Raw genomic sequence first — 19,266 nt, 5'->3', positions numbered from 1 at the left:
ACATTCCTCTTGACATTTTCGAAACACCCCAATAATCGCCGAGAAGGCATTTTCTGCCTATCTCTTGAGAAATTGGGTGATCGTTTTGAAAGTTGTTTCTCGTTCTCACCAGGACTACTTGACTTTCGTAAGCAACCAACTTCGAAAGGAGTACGGCACACCGGAAGCGCTACTGTTTTTGCAGCACTTTTACAACGACCTGATCTTCTGGATCACGGCCATCGATCTGTCCGCCACCGCTTCCTTGATGCGTTCGGCTTACTCCTCCAATCCGAAAGGACGCAAGCCTCACGATCCCGCCGACATGCTCCGCTGCTTGCTCCTTATGACCAAGCTCGGGCTGAGCGTCGATGACGGAGTCGTCGCGCTGCGAACGACGCCGGTCTATGCCATTCTCTGCGGCTTTAAACCTGGTGAGACGCCGGGTGTCGGAACGTTCTACGACTTTTTCCCCCGGCTTTGGCGGGCATCCACTCCGCATAAGATCGGGCGCGTCAAACGCCGCTTGAAGAAGCCGCGGAAGAAGGGCAAAAAGAACGAAAAGCAAGAGCCCAAAAACCCCAAGATTACGGAGAAACTCGTCTCCCGCATCCTGCGCGAGGGCAAAATCCACTACGCCCCCAAGGAGCACGACCTGCTGCAACAGTTGTTCCAATCCCTGTTTGTCCTGCCTTCTGCGGCAAAAGGATTGCTTGGCGATACGAGCGCTTTCCGCGTCATCGGCGACGGATCTCCGGTTGAAACCGGCGCGCGTTCGTACGGCAAGTTCCTTTGCGATTGCCGCAAGTCGGGCAACTGGAAATGCTCCTGCAAACGGCAATTTTCCGATCCGGATGCCGATTGGGGCTGGGACAGCTATCGCGAGAAATATTACTACGGGCGTACGCTCTACATGTTCACCGCAGCCGACAGTCCTTACAATTTGCCCGTGTACCCGCGATTGTTTCGCGCCAGCCAACATGACTCGGTGTCATGGATCTGCGGCTACCGCGAGCTGCGTCACTGGTACTCGGACTGGAAGGTGGGAGAGGCGCTCCTGGATTCCGCCCACGACGCCCTCCCGATCTATACCATGCTGGAACATGATGATGTTTCCGCCATCATCGACCTGAATCACAGGCGTTCCGGGCATACGGTATACAATGAAATGAAAATTGGCTCCGATGGCGTTCCTGTCTGCCCCATTGGACGCAAGATGGTCTGCTGGGGCAAGTGTTCGGGGCGACAGCGCATCAAATGGCGCTGTCCCGCCAAAGTCGGCAAATGGGAATGCCCGACTCCCTGCTCGCCTTCCGATTATGGAAGAACCTTCTACACATCCACCGCGGATAACCCGCGCCTTTTTCCGCGCATCCGCCGCGACAGCAAGGAATGGAGAAAGCGTTATGCGCTGCGAACCGGCGTCGAACGCTGCATCAAGCGCCAGAAAGTCGATTACAGGCTGGAAGCTTCGCGCGGGCGCAGTTCCCGCCACTGGAACATTCGCGTGTACTTGATCGCCATGTGCCAGCATGCCGACGCGTGGCTGGAAGAAGCGAAGAAGCAGAAGCAGATCGCGTCTGTTGAACAATGGCTCAAAGAATTAACAGCCGCTTGATGCAAATTGGTTTGCATAGCATTTTTTAAAAAATGCCCTTTTGAGGGTTCTTTGGCATGCACATTCTTGAAATCAGCTTTCATACCTGCCATTTCATCGACATATCCGCCTCATTCACCCCTCATTCGGACTCAGAACCCTGCTTTATTTCCGAGCCTCTATAATAATACAGTCCCGATGAGCACTTGTTTCACCGGGACTAAACATAGCTGGTTCACGACTTTTTTAACTAATTCATGACTTTTTTACTGGTTCACGACGTTTTTATACTGGGACAATCATTTCTTGTTCCAGCCATACTTCTATTCGCTGCGGGCTGCGGCGCCCAACCGGCCCAACCGGTGGAGCTGACCGTCTCCGCCGCCGCCAGCGTAACGGATGCGATGCAAGAGATTCAACGACTGTACGAAGCCGAACACGGCAATATCCGATTGAATTTGAACTTCGGGGCCTCCGGCGCCTTGCAGCAGCAGATCGAGCAAGGCGCGCAGGCCGATATTTTCCTGTCCGCGTCGCCGAAAAATATGAACGCGCTCGTCGATCAACAGTTGATCGACGAGCGCGAACAACGGACGCTGCTGATTAACGAGCTTGTCGTCGTCGTTCCGGCGGACGGGAGCGCGGAAATTGGAACTATCGGCGATTTGACGAAGGACATCGTGAAGACGGTCGCCGTCGGCATTCCCGAGAGCGTTCCGGCGGGCGGCTATGCGAAGGAAGCGCTCGAGCACGCCGGGCTGTGGGATGCGTTGTCGTCCAAGACGGTGCAGGGGAAGGACGTGCGGCAAGTGCTGCAATACGTCGAGACCGGCAACGCCGACGCCGGATTCGTGTACAGGACGGACGCCCTGACCTCGGAGCAGGCGGAAGTCGCATTCCCGGTCGACCCGTACGCGTACGCCCCCGTCGAATATCCGGTCGGCATCGTCAAAGCGACGGAGCATCATGCGGAAGCCGAAGACTTCCTCGACTTTCTGCATTCGCAAGAAGCGCTGGACGTATTCGTCAAGTACGGCTTCTCCGTCCCGAAGCACGAGGAGACGCCATGAATTGGGATCAATATTGGCCGCCGATCCGGCTGTCGCTGCAGGTGTCCTTGCTTTCCAGCGTCTTGGTTGTCGTCATCGGCTTGGGAACGGCCTGCTGGATGTCGAGAAGAACCTTCAGAGGGAAAACGATCCTCGAAACGGCGTTCATGCTGCCGCTCGTCCTTCCGCCGACCGTCATCGGGTTCTTGCTGTTGGTGCTGTTCGGCCGCAGAAGCTGGGCGGGCCGACTGATCGAAGCGATATTCGGCAATCCGATCGTATTTACATGGTGGGCCGCCGTCGTCGCGGCGGTCACGGTGGCGTTCCCGCTCGTGTATCAGACGATCAAGGTCGGCCTCTCTTCCGTCGACCGCGATTTGGAGGATGCGGGGCGGTCGATCGGCGCGAGCGAGTGGCAGGTGTTCCGCTATATCACGCTGCCGCTCATCTATCCGTCCTTCCTATCCGCCTATATCCTCGGCTTCGCCCGAAGTCTCGGCGAATTCGGCGCGACGCTCATGATCGCAGGGAATATTCCGGGGAAGACGCAGACGATCCCGACGGCCATCTATGTCGCGGTCGATACGGGCAACGCTTCGATGGCTTGGGCCTGGACCTGCTCGATCATCGTCATTTCGTTCTGCATGCTGATGCTGACAAGGCGCGGCGGTTAACGCCTTAACTCGCCAACCGAACCGCCGTCGCGCAGACGCCCCCGCCCTCGAAGGCGGGCAGGTTTCTTCCTGTGGACGAGCTACACCAATCTCTCCAATTCGCCGGTCCCGTAATATTTCTCGTACTCATGCATCGCGAACTGATCCATCATGCCCGAGATAAAATCGATAATGTTGCGTCTGCGCTCCGCCTCGCCTTCGAAAATACGGTACTCCGGCGGAAGCAGTTGCAAATCTTGGTTTAGCCGCTCGTCCTTGTATACCTCGTACAGCCCTCGGAGCACCTTCTCCCCTTTCTTCTCGTACAACTGAACGGACGGTCGCCGCATAATGAGAAAATAGACGAGCTTCTTCAGACCTTCCGCCAATTTCCCGTGCTCTCTGTAACTTAATCTGTTTTTCCTTTGGTCGTAGAACACATCGCGAATTAATCGATTGACGATCTTCGAGGTTAACTCCTTTCGGAAGAGGAACGAATATTCCTCCGACGATCGGAAATAAGCCCCCTTCCTTGCAAAATCTCTGCATTGGTTTACGATCGCATCGAGTTCCCCGTATGCCTCCCTATATTTTTCGCTGATTTGAAATTCGTACAGCAAATCGTCGATGGTGAACAGGTTTTGACTGAGGCAATCCTCCAAATCATGAGCCGCGTATGCGATTTCATCGGCGAGGTCCATAATTTGCATATCGATGGTGGCCGCGTCAGGCAGGTCGATCTTGCGCCGCTCCAGCACATCGCGAATTTCGTCGTAGTCCTCGTCGTAAATAAACTTTTTGTTTTTTCCATTTTCGTATTTTCGAAAATATTTCACCACGCCGAGCTGCGTACGGAACGTTAAATTTAAGCCGCGGAAGGCGTGATGCTTCTTCTCCAATTTCCGCAGGATGCGCAAGGTTTGCGCGTTGCCCTCGAAGCCGCCGATGTCCTGTGCGAGCTCGTTCAAGATCGTCTCGCCGTGATGGCCGATCGGCGGGTTCCCCAAATCATGCGCCAAGGCGCTGGCCTCTACCACGAAGGTATGGTCGAGCCCCATATCGGCAGCGATGCCGCGGGCGATTTGCGCGACCTCCATGCTGTGGGTCAAGCGGTTTCGGATGAAATTGTATCGTTCTACGCCGAGCAGCTGCATCTTGCCTTGCAGACGGCGGAACGAAGAGGAGTACAAAATACGCGCATAATCGCGCGCATAGGCATCGCGTTCGCGCTCGTCGCCGCCCGTCTCATGCAGCCGAAAATTCATTCGGGCGACTTTCCCGTTCCAGTCCCGAACGAAGGCCAAAGTCGATTCGTCATAATGAGCCATGCCGCTTCTCCATCCCTTCCTTGAGGAATCGAACGAGTTGATCGATCTTCCCTCTGTTCTCATCCGTATTGTTCAAAACAAGCTCGCACTGCGACAGCGCATCGATTTCAGCTTCGAAGGATCCGAGACGCGCATTGATGTCCGAAGGGCTGTGGCCGCGTTGTTCGAGCCGGCGGGCGCATTCATGCCGTTCCGCCTTAACTCCGATAAGCAGTACCTTGTCATGGAAAAGCTGTTTCATTTTCCTGGCTCCGGCTTCGTCCAGGATCACGGATTTCCGTTCCGATCTCCGGATGATTTCTTCAACCAGCAATGTCGGAGTGCCGTAGAAATTTTCGTGGTATTCGGTCATCTCGATCATTCGGCCTTGTTCGTAAAGCATTCGCATTTCATCTTTTGTTTTAAAAAAATAATCGACCCCGTCAACCTCGCCTTCGCGAGGCTTCCGCGAGGTCCAGGTCACAATGCGCGGAAGTCCCAGCATGGTCTGAATGGTACTTTTCCCCGACGCGCTCGGCCCTTGAAAAACAACCAGCAAGATCGACATAACGCCCTCCGCTCCCAGCCCTGATCATGCAAACCTATCTGCATTTACTATATCGCAAAACCGAAAAACACGAAAACCATATTCGCGCCGCGGAGCGCTTCTTCGCCGGCAACGGCGGACGGCAAAGACGACCATCCGCAACGGGACGGTCGTCTTTCTTCGTCTATCGATTCATTGCATACGGATTTCTGCCTCGTGAAGCCGCCTGCGATCTTCCAATGCGGGAGCGGGGCCCGCACGTTCCGTTTGCGTTACGCCGTCCAATTCGGATCCGTCAGCGGCTCTCCGACCGCAAAGCTTCGAATGATCTTCTCCAGCGCGGCCGAATCGCGTACGGGGGGGGGGGAGACACGCCGGGCAAGACAAAGGCGGTTTCGCTTGACACCGCTTTAGCAACAATCTGAATTCCTCAGATTGTTGAAAAACACAAATGGCTGACATGAGGGTGCAATAAAGGCAATGAACATGTCCCCTGGGAGGGGAAGCGGCACGGGGCCTTAAGCAGGCCTCGAGTTGCCGGACTGAGGAGCCGCTATTTGTGACAAATTCGGCTCTGCGGGATTCGAGACGGACTCAGGAGCCGCTAATGGGTTCAAATCCGCGTCATCCGACTTATTTCGAAGGAATAACGTCTCCTGAGTCCGCCAAGTCCTCGAAAATGCCGCAAATGGAACAAATAGAGGCTCCTGAGTCCGGCAATACGTTTCCGTCGGAGGCTTGCTTGGCTGAGCATGCGGGGGAGGCACGCCGGCACAAAGCAAAGGATGTTCCATTCGATGCCGACTTTCTCAACAATCTGAATTCCTCCCATTAATTTCTTCCAAAAGCTAAGAATCGGACCTCTTAATTGGAAAAATGGGTACTAATTCGCTTCGATTCGGCAAAAATCGCCTTCTCGGCTCGAAATAAATGGAGGTTTTCCCATTCAGTTACGTCAGACCCAGCTGACTTTGCAATTTAATGGGAGGTTTTCCATATCCGGACGAGTAACCGCCGAATACCCGGGATGATCCTATGTTCATTGAACGGAGAGCTCCGCCGGGCTCGAACGAAAAATAAGCCGCGGGACGAGAGATCGTCTCTCTCGTCCCGCGGCCGGGTTCGAATGACGGCGTCGGCCGCCGCCGGAGTTGCAGTGTTTCGCCCGCCCGCAGGCGGCGCTGCGAGGATTCACGCCTCGTACGATCTGTTCGAGCGCAGGCGCGCCTCCCAGAGCGGCGCCTCCTCGAACGACCGGGCCAGGTTCAGCAGCTTGCGGTCTTCGAAAGGCTTGCCGATCCACTGGATGCCGACCGGCAAGCGGTCGTCGAGCAGCCCGCAAGGCACCGTGACCGCCGGGAAGCCGAGCAGATTGCCGAGCGGCGCCTTCGCGAGGTTGAACATATTGTTGATCGCCCGCTCCGGCGTGACGGTGCCGACGCCGAACGGCGGGTTATGGTTCATCGGCGCAACGATCGCATCGAGCCCGTCCATCGCCCGCAGCGTGCGGTTCACGAATTCGCGTCTCGTGCGCTGCGCGTCCAAATATTGATTCGCCGTCACTTCGCTGCCGAACTGCAGCCGGTAGCGGATATCGTCGCCGTACAATTCGGGGCGCGCCTCGTACATCGGCTTATGGAACGCATAGCCCTCGGCCTGCGCGATGCGCCTGAGCGCCTGCTGCGCCGCGTCCAATCCGGGAATGCGAATCTCGACGAGTTCGGCGCCGGCGAGCTTGATCCGCTCCATCGCCTGATGCACGAGACGAAGCATGCCCGGATGGACGTCGTCGAAGAAGTAATCCGGGCAATAGCCGATTCTCCGCCCCTTCAAGCCGTCTTCGCCGAACGCCGGAGCGCGCCCGTCTTCGCGGTACGCGGACGAGCCGGGATCGCGCGGATCGTGGCCGGCCATCGCATCGAACATGACGGCGGCGTCCCGCACGTTCCGGGTCATCGGCCCGATATGGTCCAGCGACCAGCTGAACGGCACCGTCCCGTGCCGGCTCACCCGGCCGTACGTCGGCTTGAAGCCGACGATGCCGCATTGGGCCGCGGGCAGCCGGATGGAGCCGGCCGTGTCGGTGCCGACCGCGCCGAACGCGATGCCGGTCGCCGCGGCGACGCCCGAGCCTCCGCTCGATCCGCCCGCGATCGCGCCCGCGTCCCAAGGGTTACGCGCGGTTCCGTAGGCGTCGTTTTCGGTCGTCGCCCCCATGGCGAACTCGTGGAGGTTCGTCTTGCCGACGATAATCGCGCCGGCCGACTTCAGCTTTGCCACGACGGCGGCGTCTTCGTCCGGAATCCAGTCCGCCAGCACTCTGGACCCTGCCGTCGTCCGGACTCCAGCCGTCTGCACATTATCCTTCACCCCGATCGGCACGCCGTGCAGCGGACCGCGAAGCTCGCCCCGCATCAGCTCGGCTTCGAGCAGGCGCGCCCGCCGAAGCGCGTCCTCCGCCATGACGGTAATGTACGCGTTGAGCGCCGGGTTCAGCGCCTCGATCCGCGCCAGCAGCGCGGACGCGACTTCGACCGGAGACACGCGCTTGGCGCGATACGCCTCCGCCAACTGCTCCATCCCGGAAAACAGCAATTCACGCATCGCCATCATCCTCCTCCCGCTCCGGGAGAGGGAGCTCGAACCGGAACGCGGGCTCGAGCTCCAACTGGAAAGGTTCCTCCTCCGGGATATTCAGTAGTTGTTTGATATACTCCGTCAAATTCATAGCCTCACCGTCCTATCGGGATTAGGTTTCGACGGTCAAGTCGAACTGCCGCTTGCCCTCCTGCTGCTCCAGGGCGTAAACCGGATCGATCGGCAGCGCTTCCTGCCAGCGTTTGCTCTTGCTGTCTACGGCGCCGCAGCTGAACAGCTTTTGCAACGGATACTGGTCGTGCTTGATCGGCGCGCCGCCCGCCATGAACGACTTCACCTGCTCCAGCAGCATGCGGCGCATCTGAATGATCGGCAAGTCGCTCGTGCCGAGCATCTCCTTCGAACGATCGACGATCGGCCCCATCAGCTCGGTCACCGCATGGTCCTGATTGGCGATGCCCCGAATGCCGGAATAGTTGCCGTGAATCATCAATTCGCGGTCCTGCTCGTAATCGTTGCTCATGTTGCGCTGCTTGCGGAAATGTTCGTCCAGCACCAACCCGCGCCGTTCGCTCTGGCCCTTCGCGTTGATCGGCTGCGCGTGGGAAAACTGCACGTCCCAGCTCCACGTGCTGTGATCGTCGCGCGGGATGAACGCATGCCACATGCCGTCTTCGCCCTTCATGCGCGGCGGGTACGTGTAGAACGGGAAAATATAATGAATTTCCATGAAGGCGTAGTTGTCGTCGTCCTCGATGCCGACGCCGATGCAGCGCTTGCCGTACTTCGTCGATTCGACCGCTTGCTTGACCGGCGGATTTTTGATGAGCGGATGGGACGGGCTGATGCCGAGATCGCTGCTCAGGAGCCCCCGGTCCACATCCTGCTGTTCATGCGCCTTATGCAGGAACGCCGCATGGACGTAATCCAGGTCGTTTTCCATGACCTGCAAATAGTTGCACTCCTGCCATACGCGCTCGGAGATGATCTGATTGTCCGGCAGCCCCATCCAATAAAATTCGGGGAACGGCGGCTCCTCCTCCTTGGGTCCGAGATAGCCCCACACGATGCCGTTTTGCTCCCGCGTCGCATAGGAACGCAAGCGCACGCCCGCCTTCATCTTGGAATCCTTCGGTTCGGACGGCAGATCGACGCAGTTGCCCTTCGTATCGAATTTCCAGCCGTGGTAAATGCAGGTCAGCCCGCAGTCCGCGTTCAGACCGAGCGCCAGCGACGTTCGGCGATGGGGGCACTTCTCGTCCACGAGTCCGACGTCTCCGTTCGTATCGCGAAAGACGAGCAAATCCTCTCCCAGCAGCCGAATCTTCAGCGGCTTCCCGTCCGGCGCAATCTCTTTGGAATTGACGACGGGAATCCAGTAACGGCGAAACAGCTCGCCGAGCGGTGTACCCGCGTTCGTGCTCGTCAACAATTCGTTATCGGACGCCTTCAGCATTGAAATTCCTCCCTATACTTTCTTTATTCTTATTATGAAGGGAGCGAACGCGGACTGCGGTAAATCAGTTTACATTTTCCCGCGTAACTTTTCATTACATCGAGGGATTGCGCCGGTTCGCCGGCGCGTCAGCGCATCATCAGCCCGCCGTTCAGATCGAAGGTGGCGCCGGTAACATACCCCGCGTTCTCCGACACGAGGAAGCCGACAAGCTCGGCGACCTCGGAGGCCTTCCCGAATCGCCCGACGGGAATCGCCCGCTCGAGCCTCGCCCGCTCCTCCTGCGGCATGCGCTCCAGCTCCGGCGTCTCGATCGCGGCGGGAGCGACCGCGTTGACGGTGATCCCGCAGGCCGCATACTGCTTCGCAAGCTGCTTGGCGAGCGCCAGCTGCCCGGCTTTGGAGGCGCTGTACGCGATGCTGGACGCAAGGGAGCCTTGCTGGCCCGCGATCGAGGCCATCATGACGATGCGTCCCCAGCGCCGCTTCTCCATCTCCGGCAATACCGCCTGCGCGAAGAAGAACGAGCCGCCGAGATTGACCGCGAGCACGCGATCCCATTCCTCCCGCGTCATCCGCTCCGCAGCCGTCTGCGTCCGGATGCCGGCGTTGTTGACGAGGATGTCGATGCGCCCCCAGGCGGAAAACACCCGTTCCACGCAGGCGGCGATCTCCTCGTTCTTCGACACATCCGTTTCGATCGGCAAGTAGCTGTCCCGCGCCTCGGGTATTGCCGGCGGCGCGGCGTCCGCGGCACCGAGCGAAGCCGACGCGACGCGGAGGCCGCGGCGCAGCAGCGTCTCGACCACCTCTCGCCCGATGCCCTGCGCCCCTCCGGTGACGATGGCGACGCGCGCGTTGTCCATGCCTCTTCTCCCCTTTCGCTTTACTGACACAACCATAATCGGCGGCACCGCCGCCCTTTCCAATCTTCTTCCCCTTGCTCAGACGAACCGCAATTCGCCCCGATTTGGCCCCCCTATTTTCCTGAGTAAAGGAAATTCGATGGGAAAGAACCGCCGAAAGATTCGAATTTACTCGTTTCGACAGTTGCGAAGCTTATAAATTCTATATCGTTGAAAAAAAATCCCCGGGGGGCCCGCCCCCGGAGATGGATTTCCTCCCTAGTTTACATCCGGATGAAGCCGGTCAGCCAAGTGGCCAGCGGCGGGAACGCGACCAACAATGCGATCAGCAATAGGTTCATCAGGATGAACGGGAAGATCGCCTTGTAGATCGTCCCCATCGAATATTGCGGCGCCGCCGCCTTCATCGCGAACAAGTCCATGCCGAACGGCGGCGTCATCGTCGCCATCTGCATGTTGATCAGGAAGATGACGCAGAACCAAACCGGGTCGATTCCCATCGCGTGGACGAGCGGCATCACGATCGGCAGCGTCATCATCATAATGGACAGCGGCTCGAGGAAGCAGCCCAGGACGATGAGGACGAGCTGTACGACGATGATCAGCATTACGGGCGATAGATTTAGAGCCCCTACCGCCTCGACGAGCCCCTGCGTAACGCCGGTGTAGCTTAAGATTTGGCTGAAGGTCGCCGAACCGACCATGATCATTAAAATCATGACCGTCATTCTCGCCGTCCCGGTCAACGATTCCCACAGCAGCTTCCACGTCAGCTTCCGGTACGCCAGCGCCATGACGATCGTTCCCGTCGCGCCGAGCACCGCCGATTGGGTCGGCGTCGCCACGCCGAGCACGATGACGCCGAGCACGAGAAAGACGATAAAGCCGAGCGGGAAAATGTACTTGAAGAAGTCGCCCAGCTTCTCCTTCAACGAGACCGTCTCGACATCGTAGGTCGGCGCCGCATCCGGCTCGATCAGGCTGCGAACGACCACATAGATGAAGAAGATCGCCGCCAGAATGAGGCCGGGCAGCACGATCGCGATCAGGAAATTGCCGACCGGGATCGAAGCGAGCGTCGCCATCAGCACCCCGAGAGCGGTCGGCGGGATCAATATCGCAAGTCCCGCGCTGCCGACGATCGGGCCCAACGTCATCGAAGGCTTATAGCCCTTCTTCTCCATCTCCGGCACGAGCAGCGAGCCGAGCAAGGACGTGGTAGCGACGCTCGAGCCGCACAGGACGGCGAACAGCGTCCCGCTCCCGACGGCCAAGACGCTGAGCCTGCCGGGCAGCCTGCCCATCCACTTCCCGAGCGCGTGGAACACTTGCGAACCGATGCCTGTCCGAAACATAATTTCGCCCATGAACAGAAACATCGGAATCGCCAGCAGGGAGAACAGCGATACCGACTTGAACATATTGAGCGGCAGCTGCTGCAGCCCGGCCGTGCCGCCCCACAGCAAATACGCCCCGATCATATTGATGATCAGGAAGGAAAACAGAATCGGGATCCCGAGCGCGAACAACAGCATCAGCGCCCCGAAGATGAGAGGTAAAACGATCCACCAGTCCATATCTGTCGCTCCGTCTCTTCGTAAATTAGGATCGGCTTCGGATCGCCAGACACTCCTTCAGATGGCGGGCGGCGCGCCGAACGAGCTGCAGCGCCATGATCGCGAAGCCGAGCGGCACCGCGGCGATCAGCGCCCACCGCGGCCACTGCAGAACCGATTCCATCAGCGCGCCGCGCTCGTACAGGCTGAGGCAAATCGCGACGCCCGCCCAGACGATCGCCGCCGATACCGCGAAGCAGACGATCGAGACGAACGCCTCCAATGCGGAGCGAAGCCTCGGAGGAAGGCGGTCCAGAACCATGCCGAACCGCAGATGCCCCTCCTCCCTCATCAGCCAGCCCGCGCCCAAGAACGCGACAAAGCCCAAAGCGTATTCCGAAACCTCGATCGACCACTTCAATGGAGTATCGAAAAAGTAAGTCATCACGACATCCGCTACGACGATGACGATCAATAACGCCAGAAGGATGTTTACAAGAACCAAACATGCGTCCAACAGCTTGTCGACCGGATGGTTCGACTTCTTTTTCTCCTGTTCCATAGAACGATCCGCCTTTACTCGCTTAATGAACGCAGATTTTCCACTTGATCCGGAATTTCAGTCGCCAGGTATTCCCACTCGACGTCGAACGCGCGGTCGACGAACGCTTGCCCTTCTTCCTCGGACAGCTGGATGAACGTCACGCCCGCTTCCTCCAGCGCCGCGCGCTCTTTCTCGCTCTCCGCGTCGTAATATTCGACCATATATCGCTCGTATTCGGCGGTCGCGTCGAGAATTTTCTGCTGATTTTCGGCCGAGATCGAATCCCACTTGGCCGGGTTCATGACGATGGTTACATTTTGGTTCCAGAACGGATGATCCAGCACGTACTTGGAGGAGTCCGTCCAGCCGTTCTGCCGGGGTCCTTGCAGCCCGCCGTAGACGAAGCCTTCGACGACGCCCGTTTGCAAGGAGGTGTACACCTCGCCCGGATCGATGATGACCGAGTTGATGCCGAGGCTTTCGAAGAAGCGCGTGTAGTTGCCCGTCGCCCGAATTTTCTTGCCGTTCAGTTCGGCGAGGGTCGTCACCGGCTCGTTCAGCCAGATGCGCGGAGACGTGTTCAGCCAGCGGCCCAGATACACCATGTCGATCTTCCTGTGCGCTTCCGCCATCGCGTCGAAGAAGCCGTTCTCCCTCTCCTCCCAAGGCGTCAGCCGCGACAGCGGGATCGCGGACACCTCGCGGTTTTGCGATTCGTACTGGCCGGTATGGTTGAAGATCAGATCGATCGCGCCGGTCTGCACCGCGTTCGCCTGTTCGCCCGGAGGAATAATGTCCGCGCCCCCGCGCCAGTTAATTTTGACCTCGCCGCCGGTCGCCTCGTCCACCATCTCGATCCATTCGTGGATCGTCGCCGTGAGCGGATCGTCCTTCGCGAGGAAGCTCACCGCGTTCACCGTGATCGACTGCGCCGCCGCGCCGCCCGTCCCGGCGTCCGCCGCGGGCGCCTCTGCGCCGGTATTCGCGTTAGAGGAACAAGCCGCCAGCAAGCCGGCGCACAATGCAAGAGCGATGCCCGTTTTGAATTTGATGTTCATGGATGTTTCCCCCCTGGCCGATTCGGCCGAAAATGATTACAGCACCCGCCGCAGTACGCGGACGGCATTCCCGGACAGCACCTTCCGGATGTCCGGTTCCGAATATCCGTGTTTCGTTAACCAACGTACAATATTGCTTGTCGCCTCGTTCGGATTTTCGGCGCCCCGCACATGCGTCGCCGCATGCGGCGGCACCGAGCCATGCGACTCGGACAGCATCAGCCTGGCGTCGAAGGCGTCCTGCAGCGCCAGGTGATCGCCGTAAAACGTATCCGAGCCGATGCCGACGTGGTCGATGCCGACGAGATCGGCGATGTACCGGAAGTGCGCCATGACATCCTCGATCGAGTGATCCGTCCCGCTTCCGGTCAACGTCGTGTTCGGAGCGGCGCATACGCCGATGACGCCACCCTTGGCCGCGCAAGCCTTCAACAGCTCGTCGCTCGCCATCCGCGGCGAATCCCACAGCTTCTTCGCCCCGGTATGCGTGATCATGACCGGATGCTCGCTCTCGTATACAACATCGAGGCTTGTCCGCGGTCCGCAGTGCGAAATATCCGCGACGATGCCAAGCCGGTTCATCCGCCGGACCGCCTTCCGCCCGAAAGCCGTCAATCCGCCGTCGGACGCCTCCGACAGCCCCGATCCGAGCAGGTTGGCGTCGTTATAGGTAATTCCTATGCAGCGGATGCCGAAGCCGTACAGCATATCGATCCGATCCAGCTCGTTCTCGATCGGCGTCGCCGTCTCCATGCTGGCGACAATCCCGATCTCCCCCTTCGAGGCCGCGAGGCGGTCGAGATCGCGGACGTTCCGAATCAGCGAAAATCCTTCCTGATGCTCCAAGTCGCATAATCGAATGCCGAGGTTCGCGATCGCGTCGTCCCACTTCTGGCCCGCCTTCGAATGCGTCAAGCTGATCGCTTCCATAAAATTGTCGAAGATCAGGTTGAGACCGGAGCGGCGAAGCCCTTCGTAGTTATACATCGTATGAAGCTGGCGGCAGTACGGGAGGATGTCCGACGGACGTTCCGGAACGATAAATCCGTGCTCCCTCATCGAGACGATGAATTCCTCCGCCAAATACCGGCTCGCCCGCTCCTCCTCCGCCTCCGTCAACGGAATCTCGTACGGCGGAAACCGGCTTTGCCGCGGCAATTCGTACGGGACGTAATCGGCCCCCTGCTGCAAATAATGGAACGAGTCTCCGACCGATGCGCCCATGGATACGCCCTCCCCCTTCAATCCATGTGATGTTTTATCTCGCGAGAGTATCAAATTTATTATCATTCTATTAAAAATGTCATTGCAAGAACGTAAAGAGCTTTACATTTCGCACGACTCATTTTTTTGAAATAAAAAAAAGAGCCCTATGCTTCAGGCCCCGATTTCAACCTTCCCTACCGGTACGTCATAGGCCGTTACTCCTGCTGTAGAGGTCTAATGCTTCGGCGTTTTTAATCGTTATGATTTTGTTTTGAATATCGATAATGTCCGCGGTTTTCCACTTCTTCAATACCGTATTGATCGTCATACGCGTCAATCCGGTATGCTCCGCCAGGTCCTTTTGCTTCATTGCGATTTTCCGTTCCTGCGAATGCTCGCTCAGCTGCAGCAGCGCGTGCGCGATTTGCTGTTCGGCCGAAGTGTGGAACGCCGTCTCGACGAGCCCCCTCATCTTCGTCAGCAGCGAATGCAGGATCGTCATCGACGAATCGAAGTCCGAGAACAGCGACCTTACCTTCTCTACCGTCAAGAAATATAGGACCGAGTCCTCAAGCGCGATCGCCGTCGCGATGGAAGGCGCTTGGATCAAGGCGAGCTCTCCGAAGCATTCTCCCGGTCCGATGATGTTAATATTTTTAACATCCCCCTGGACGGAACAGGTTTTAATTTTTACGAGCCCCTTCTCCACCCAATACACGCCGTCGCCGACTCCCCCCTGATGATAAATGACCGAGTTTTTCTTTCGAAATTGCCTCGTACCCCGCGACATCAAATCCGTCCGTTGAGCTTCCAGCTTCGCAATGTCTATCATTTTCATCGCCCTCCAATGACAGGTACTCTAACATTATAATTCGAGCGAATCGAACGCACAATAGATGCGGAAAATGATTGCGCTGCCAATTTCGATGAAATTCAACAAGGATGTGACATATAACGTCACATCCTTGTTGAATTCGATTTGTTCGCGGCGCGTCGGCAGAGCGGAATGCGTACGGCCCGCCTCCATCCCCCGAAGGTCATACGAACTCGCGGGGCGTCTTCCGGGCGACGCCGGAAGCGACGGCCGCTTTTATGACCTCTCTTCTTACCGCCTCGACGACCTTCGTGTTGAACACGCTCGGGATAATGTACTGCTCGTTCAGCTCGCGGTCCTCGACGATCGACGCGATCGCGTGCGCCGCTGCCAGCTTCATCTCCTCGTTGATCGCCGTCGCCTGGCAGTCCAGCGCTCCTCTGAAGATGCCGGGGAAGCAGAGCACGTTGTTGATCTGGTTCGGGTAATCCGATCTCCCGGTAGCCACGACCCGAACGTAGGGCGCCGCATCCTCCGGATATATTTCCGGGACCGGATTCGCCATCGCGAAGACGATCGGATCCTTCGCCATGCGCGACACGTCGGCCGCGGAGACGACGTTCGGACCCGACACGCCGATAAACACGTCGGCTCCCGCCATCGCGTCGGCCAGCTCGCCCGACACGTTGTCCGGATTCGTATGCTCCGCATACCAATCCAGCATCGGATTGTCGTACGCCCGGCCGCGATGGACGATGCCGTACGGCTTCGTCGCGCCGACGATATGCTTCACGCCGGCGGCCAGCAGCATCTTCGTGCAGGCGACGCCGGCCGCTCCGACGCCGCTGACCGCGACCTTGATTTCGTCCATCCGCTTCCCGACGATCTTCAACGCGTTGATCAAGCCCGCCAGCATCACGACGGCCGTGCCGTGCTGGTCGTCGTGGAACACCGGAATGTCCAGCTCCCGCTTCAACCGTTCCTCGATTTCGAAGCAGCGAGGCGAGGCGATGTCCTCCAGGTTGATGCCGCCGAAGGAGGGCGCCAGCGCCTTCACGATTTGGACGATCTGATCCGGATCCTTCGTATCGAGGCAGATCGGGAACGAATCGATGCCGGCCATCTCCTTGAACAGCATCGCCTTCCCTTCCATCACCGGCATCGCGGCGATCGGCCCGATATCCCCGAGCCCGAGCACGGCCGTACCGTCGCTGACGACCGCAACCGTGTTCCGCTTGATGGTCAAGGAGTATGCCTTGGCCGGATCCTCATGCAGCGCCATGCAGACGCGGGCGACCCCCGGCGTATAAACGTGGGACAGATCGTCCCGCGTCTTCACCGGATATTTGGCGCGCACCTCCAGCTTGCCTCCCAGATGCATCAGGAACGTGCGGTCGGAAATATTGACGATCGATATGCCTTCCATTCGTCTTAACGATTCGACGAGATCGCTCTCCTTCTCGCTGTTCGTCACGGAGACGGTAATGTCGCGGACGGCGACGTCCTTGTTGCCGCCGACGATGTCGACCGCCGCGATCTCTCCGCCCGACTCATGAATCGCATTCGCGATGCGGACGAAAGGCACGCTTTGCTCGATTTCCAGCCGCAAAATGATCGTATGACTCCCCCCGGTTCGACCGGCCATAACGTAATCCCCCTTGAAACTTCCGAATGTCGCAGTCGATTTCAGTATGATGCATCCGTCCGTCCGGGATAGTAAAGCAGATTACATTTTTCGGGAGAAAGCTGGACCTCTGTCAAGATAGTAGACATGGATTTTAGTGATTCACCGTATTGAAGTAGTGCTGCCTTTCAAAATCAGATGGCGTGCAGTACCCGATCGTCGAGTGAATACGCTCATTGTTGTAAAATACTTCGATGTACTCGAAGATGCTTTTCTCGGCTTCAGCACGGGTCTCAAATTTATTCAAATAGATAAGTTCCTTTTTGATAATGCTATGAAAAGATTCAATGCAAGCGTTGTCGTAGCAGTTCCCTTTCCGGCTCATGCTCCCTGTCATGGAGTAAACCTGGAGTTGCTTTTGGTAGTCATGGGAGGCGTATTGGCTGCCGCGATCGGAATGATGCAACACTTCTCCATCGGGCTGCTGACGACCGTAAGCTTGCCTTAGCGCCTGCAGCACCAGCTCTTTTGTCATGCGGTCACTCATATGCCATCCAACGATCTTGCGGGAGTACAGATCCATTACGCTTGCCAGATACAGCCAACCCTCCCCGGTCGCGACATACGTAATATCTGTCACCCATTTCTCATTCGGTTTACTTGCCGTAAAGTCTTGGTTTAACACGTTGTCTTGTACCGGCAGGCTGTGCTTGGAATTCGTTGTGGCTTTATATTTCTTGACGGTTCTAGACCGCCACTCTTGCTGCTTCATAATCCGTGTTACGGTCCGTTCAGATATGCTGACTCCTTGCTGATTCAGCTTCTGCGTGACCTTTGGGCTCCCGTAAAGCTGACGGGAATCGTCGAACACTTCCTTGACCTGCTCTGTCCATTCTTTGTGCTGGCGCTCTCGTTCACTTTCAGGGCGATCACGCCATTTGTAATATCCGCTGCGAGATACGTTCATTACTTTGCACATCTTCTCCAGTCGGTACTCGGAGCGGTTTTCGTGGACGAATGAATATTTTACCGACGGTCTTTCGCGAAGAAGTGCATTGCCTTTTTTAAGATTTCGTTCTCCTCTTGCAACTCACGGATTTGCTTTTGCAGTTCCCGTAACTGATGGTTTTCGGACTTAAACACTTGATTTTGAACGATTTCCGGCTCGCTACCAAACTTCTTCATCCAACCGTACAAGGTATTGTCCTTTATCTTCAGTTCGCGGGCTACCTCCGCCACCGCCTTCCCGCTTTCTTTGACATACTGAACTGTCTTCTTTTTGTACTCATCGTCATAAAGTGGCTTTTTCATCTTTGACACAGTCCTCCGATAGTTGTCGTTTCATCAGTGTAATCTGTGTCTACTATTAAGTCTAGCATCAAGCTCGGTCCGCATCCGTTCGGAAGCGCCACTCCATTGGGGAACCCGGCTTCGCCTTCCTCCCTTCTCTTGACTTGCCTGACTCGCCATGCCCTTGCTTGCCTTGCCTGCCTGCTTGCCTTGCCTGCTCCTCTTTTGCCTTACGTTGCCTTGCCTGTCTGCTTGCCTTGCCTGCTCCTCCCTTCCATTCCTGCTCTGCCTTACCTTGCCATGCTTTGCTTTGCCTTGCCCTCACATTCCATGGCACTGTGGTGCTAGACTGAGTAGTAGACACAGATTACACTGATGAAATGAACAAGAACCGGAGGTCTGTGTCGGAATGAAAAAACCATTGTATGACGACGCGTACAAAAGAAAAACAGTTCAGTACGTCAAAGAAAGCGGAAAAGCGGTGGCGGAAGTCGCCCGGGAACTGAAGATCAAAGACAATACGTTATACGGCTGGATGAAGAAGTTCGGCGATGAGCCGGAAATCGTTCAGAATCAAGCGTTTAAGTCGGAAGATCATCAATTGCGGGAAATGCAAAAGCAGATCCGTGAGCTGCAAGAGGAGAACGAAATTTTAAAAAAGGCGATGCACTTCTTCGCGAAAGACCGTCGGTAAAATACGAATTTATCCACGAACACCGCTCCGAGTACCGACTGGAGAAGATGTGCAATGTGCTGAACGTATCTCGCAGCGGGTATTACAAATGGAAGGTCCGCCCCGAGAGCGATCGGGAGCGCCAACACAAAGAATGGACCAAACAGGTAAAGGAAATCTACGATCAATCCCGCAATCTTTACGGGAGTCCGAAGATCACCAGCAAGCTTCATCAGCAAGGTGTGGATATCTCGCAGCGAACGGTAACGCGGATCATGAAAGAGCAGCAATGGCGTTCCAAAACAGTCCGAAAATACAAGGCGAGTCTGTAAAATACTTTGTGTAAACTCTCAAACCTACTAAAATGAAATCATGGAGAGGTTGGGGAGCACACATGGGATTATGGACGAAAGAGCAGCTGCGGAGTTTCATCAAGGAGAATAATCTGG

At 57.0% G+C, this 19,266-nt stretch carries 18 protein-coding genes; 5 read left to right on the top strand and 13 right to left on the bottom strand.

From position 1 onward, the window contains the following. Positions 1–76: 76 nt before the first annotated feature. The 3 genes from B7E11_RS14145 to modB all read left to right on the top strand — a co-directional run bounded on the left by B7E11_RS14145 (position 77) and on the right by modB (position 3,299). Positions 77–1,597: a transposase gene (locus B7E11_RS14145; RefSeq protein WP_080835688.1), complete on the top strand. Its 1,521-nt coding sequence runs from the start codon at positions 77–79 to the stop codon at positions 1,595–1,597. A 236-nt stretch (positions 1,598–1,833) separates the two neighbouring features. Next, positions 1,834–2,646 (top strand): molybdate ABC transporter substrate-binding protein, encoded by an 813-nt coding sequence (gene modA / locus B7E11_RS14140; protein ID WP_080835687.1) that lies wholly within the window; start codon positions 1,834–1,836, stop codon positions 2,644–2,646. Further along, on the top strand, positions 2,643–3,299 hold the full coding sequence (modB, locus tag B7E11_RS14135; RefSeq protein ID WP_080835685.1) for a molybdate ABC transporter permease subunit: 657 nt from the start codon (positions 2,643–2,645) through the stop codon (positions 3,297–3,299). Before modA ends, modB begins: the two co-directional genes overlap by 4 nt. Positions 3,300–3,379: 80 nt before the next feature. On the opposite strand, the gene B7E11_RS14130 is transcribed toward modB, so the two are convergent. From B7E11_RS14130 to B7E11_RS14075, 13 genes are all read right to left on the bottom strand, one after another. Continuing rightward, positions 3,380–4,606, bottom strand: a complete 1,227-nt coding sequence (locus B7E11_RS14130) for a deoxyguanosinetriphosphate triphosphohydrolase family protein (RefSeq protein WP_080835682.1) — start codon at positions 4,604–4,606, stop codon at positions 3,380–3,382. Continuing rightward, on the bottom strand, positions 4,593–5,153 hold the full coding sequence (locus B7E11_RS14125; RefSeq protein ID WP_080835679.1) for a guanylate kinase: 561 nt from the start codon (positions 5,151–5,153) through the stop codon (positions 4,593–4,595). The genes B7E11_RS14130 and B7E11_RS14125 overlap by 14 nt, the downstream gene beginning before the upstream one ends. A gap of 1,170 nt (positions 5,154–6,323) precedes the next feature. After that, entirely contained in the window at positions 6,324–7,736 is a 1,413-nt protein-coding gene (locus tag B7E11_RS14120) for an amidase (protein WP_080835676.1), read from the bottom strand. Next, positions 7,729–7,860: a hypothetical protein gene (locus B7E11_RS30655; RefSeq protein ID WP_281256503.1), complete on the bottom strand. Its 132-nt coding sequence runs from the start codon at positions 7,858–7,860 to the stop codon at positions 7,729–7,731. Before B7E11_RS30655 ends, B7E11_RS14120 begins: the two co-directional genes overlap by 8 nt. Positions 7,861–7,881: 21 nt before the next feature. Continuing rightward, a complete protein-coding gene (locus B7E11_RS14115) occupies positions 7,882–9,186 on the bottom strand; it encodes a Rieske 2Fe-2S domain-containing protein (RefSeq protein ID WP_080835672.1) in 1,305 nt (434 codons plus the stop codon). A 128-nt stretch (positions 9,187–9,314) separates the two neighbouring features. After that, positions 9,315–10,052 (bottom strand): SDR family NAD(P)-dependent oxidoreductase, encoded by a 738-nt coding sequence (locus B7E11_RS14110; RefSeq protein ID WP_176220753.1) that lies wholly within the window; start codon positions 10,050–10,052, stop codon positions 9,315–9,317. A gap of 263 nt (positions 10,053–10,315) precedes the next feature. Further along, positions 10,316–11,629, bottom strand: a complete 1,314-nt coding sequence (locus B7E11_RS14105) for a TRAP transporter large permease (RefSeq protein WP_080835666.1) — start codon at positions 11,627–11,629, stop codon at positions 10,316–10,318. Between the two features lie 25 nt (positions 11,630–11,654). Then, positions 11,655–12,170: a TRAP transporter small permease gene (locus tag B7E11_RS14100; RefSeq protein ID WP_080835663.1), complete on the bottom strand. Its 516-nt coding sequence runs from the start codon at positions 12,168–12,170 to the stop codon at positions 11,655–11,657. Between the two features lie 14 nt (positions 12,171–12,184). Then, positions 12,185–13,210: a TRAP transporter substrate-binding protein DctP gene (gene dctP, locus B7E11_RS14095; protein WP_080835660.1), complete on the bottom strand. Its 1,026-nt coding sequence runs from the start codon at positions 13,208–13,210 to the stop codon at positions 12,185–12,187. Positions 13,211–13,246: 36 nt separating this feature from the next. Continuing rightward, the gene (locus B7E11_RS14090; protein ID WP_080835657.1) at positions 13,247–14,434 is read right to left on the bottom strand and encodes a dipeptidase; all 1,188 of its coding nucleotides are present in this window, start codon (positions 14,432–14,434) and stop codon (positions 13,247–13,249) included. Between the two features lie 187 nt (positions 14,435–14,621). Next, the gene (locus B7E11_RS14085) at positions 14,622–15,248 is read right to left on the bottom strand and encodes a Crp/Fnr family transcriptional regulator (RefSeq protein ID WP_176220752.1); all 627 of its coding nucleotides are present in this window, start codon (positions 15,246–15,248) and stop codon (positions 14,622–14,624) included. Positions 15,249–15,453: 205 nt separating this feature from the next. Then, the gene (locus tag B7E11_RS14080; protein ID WP_080835651.1) at positions 15,454–16,875 is read right to left on the bottom strand and encodes an NAD-dependent malic enzyme; all 1,422 of its coding nucleotides are present in this window, start codon (positions 16,873–16,875) and stop codon (positions 15,454–15,456) included. A 133-nt stretch (positions 16,876–17,008) separates the two neighbouring features. Then, positions 17,009–18,165 (bottom strand): IS3 family transposase gene (locus B7E11_RS14075; RefSeq protein ID WP_139787197.1). Its coding sequence is split into 2 segments (ribosomal slippage): positions 17,009–17,913 and positions 17,913–18,165, totalling 1,158 coding nucleotides; the frame shifts between segments, so codons are not numbered across the junction. A gap of 388 nt (positions 18,166–18,553) precedes the next feature. On the opposite strand from B7E11_RS14075, the gene B7E11_RS14070 reads away from it, so the two are divergent. Beyond that, positions 18,554–18,838: a transposase gene (locus B7E11_RS14070; protein WP_080835648.1), complete on the top strand. Its 285-nt coding sequence runs from the start codon at positions 18,554–18,556 to the stop codon at positions 18,836–18,838. A 56-nt stretch (positions 18,839–18,894) separates the two neighbouring features. Beyond that, entirely contained in the window at positions 18,895–19,149 is a 255-nt protein-coding gene (locus B7E11_RS14065) for an IS3 family transposase (RefSeq protein ID WP_176220751.1), read from the top strand. Positions 19,150–19,266: the final 117 nt, after the last annotated feature.

The sequence above is a fragment of the Cohnella massiliensis genome (genome assembly GCF_900169535.1).
In the GTDB taxonomy this organism is placed as follows: Bacteria; Bacillota; Bacilli; order Paenibacillales; family Paenibacillaceae; genus Cohnella; species Cohnella algarum.
Note: the sequence above shows the minus strand (reverse complement) of the source record. Positions and strands in the feature narration are given on the sequence as shown.

What these genes read in the sequence shown, in the direction of transcription:
- modA (WP_080835687.1), top strand. Translation starts at nt 1,834, where the DNA reads ATGACTTTTTTACTGGTTCACGACGTTTTTATACTGGGACAATCATTT.
- modB (WP_080835685.1), top strand. Translation starts at nt 2,643, where the DNA reads ATGAATTGGGATCAATATTGGCCGCCGATCCGGCTGTCGCTGCAGGTG.
- B7E11_RS14130 (WP_080835682.1), bottom strand. Translation starts at nt 4,606, where the DNA reads ATGGCTCATTATGACGAATCGACTTTGGCCTTCGTTCGGGACTGGAAC.
- B7E11_RS14125 (WP_080835679.1), bottom strand. Translation starts at nt 5,153, where the DNA reads ATGTCGATCTTGCTGGTTGTTTTTCAAGGGCCGAGCGCGTCGGGGAAA.
- B7E11_RS14120 (WP_080835676.1), bottom strand. Translation starts at nt 7,736, where the DNA reads ATGCGTGAATTGCTGTTTTCCGGGATGGAGCAGTTGGCGGAGGCGTAT.
- B7E11_RS30655 (WP_281256503.1), bottom strand. Translation starts at nt 7,860, where the DNA reads ATGAATTTGACGGAGTATATCAAACAACTACTGAATATCCCGGAGGAG.
- B7E11_RS14115 (WP_080835672.1), bottom strand. Translation starts at nt 9,186, where the DNA reads ATGCTGAAGGCGTCCGATAACGAATTGTTGACGAGCACGAACGCGGGT.
- B7E11_RS14110 (WP_176220753.1), bottom strand. Translation starts at nt 10,052, where the DNA reads ATGGACAACGCGCGCGTCGCCATCGTCACCGGAGGGGCGCAGGGCATC.
- B7E11_RS14105 (WP_080835666.1), bottom strand. Translation starts at nt 11,629, where the DNA reads ATGGACTGGTGGATCGTTTTACCTCTCATCTTCGGGGCGCTGATGCTG.
- B7E11_RS14100 (WP_080835663.1), bottom strand. Translation starts at nt 12,170, where the DNA reads ATGGAACAGGAGAAAAAGAAGTCGAACCATCCGGTCGACAAGCTGTTG.
- dctP (WP_080835660.1), bottom strand. Translation starts at nt 13,210, where the DNA reads ATGAACATCAAATTCAAAACGGGCATCGCTCTTGCATTGTGCGCCGGC.
- B7E11_RS14090 (WP_080835657.1), bottom strand. Translation starts at nt 14,434, where the DNA reads ATGGGCGCATCGGTCGGAGACTCGTTCCATTATTTGCAGCAGGGGGCC.
- B7E11_RS14085 (WP_176220752.1), bottom strand. Translation starts at nt 15,248, where the DNA reads ATGATAGACATTGCGAAGCTGGAAGCTCAACGGACGGATTTGATGTCG.
- B7E11_RS14080 (WP_080835651.1), bottom strand. Translation starts at nt 16,875, where the DNA reads ATGGCCGGTCGAACCGGGGGGAGTCATACGATCATTTTGCGGCTGGAA.
- B7E11_RS14070 (WP_080835648.1), top strand. Translation starts at nt 18,554, where the DNA reads ATGAAAAAACCATTGTATGACGACGCGTACAAAAGAAAAACAGTTCAG.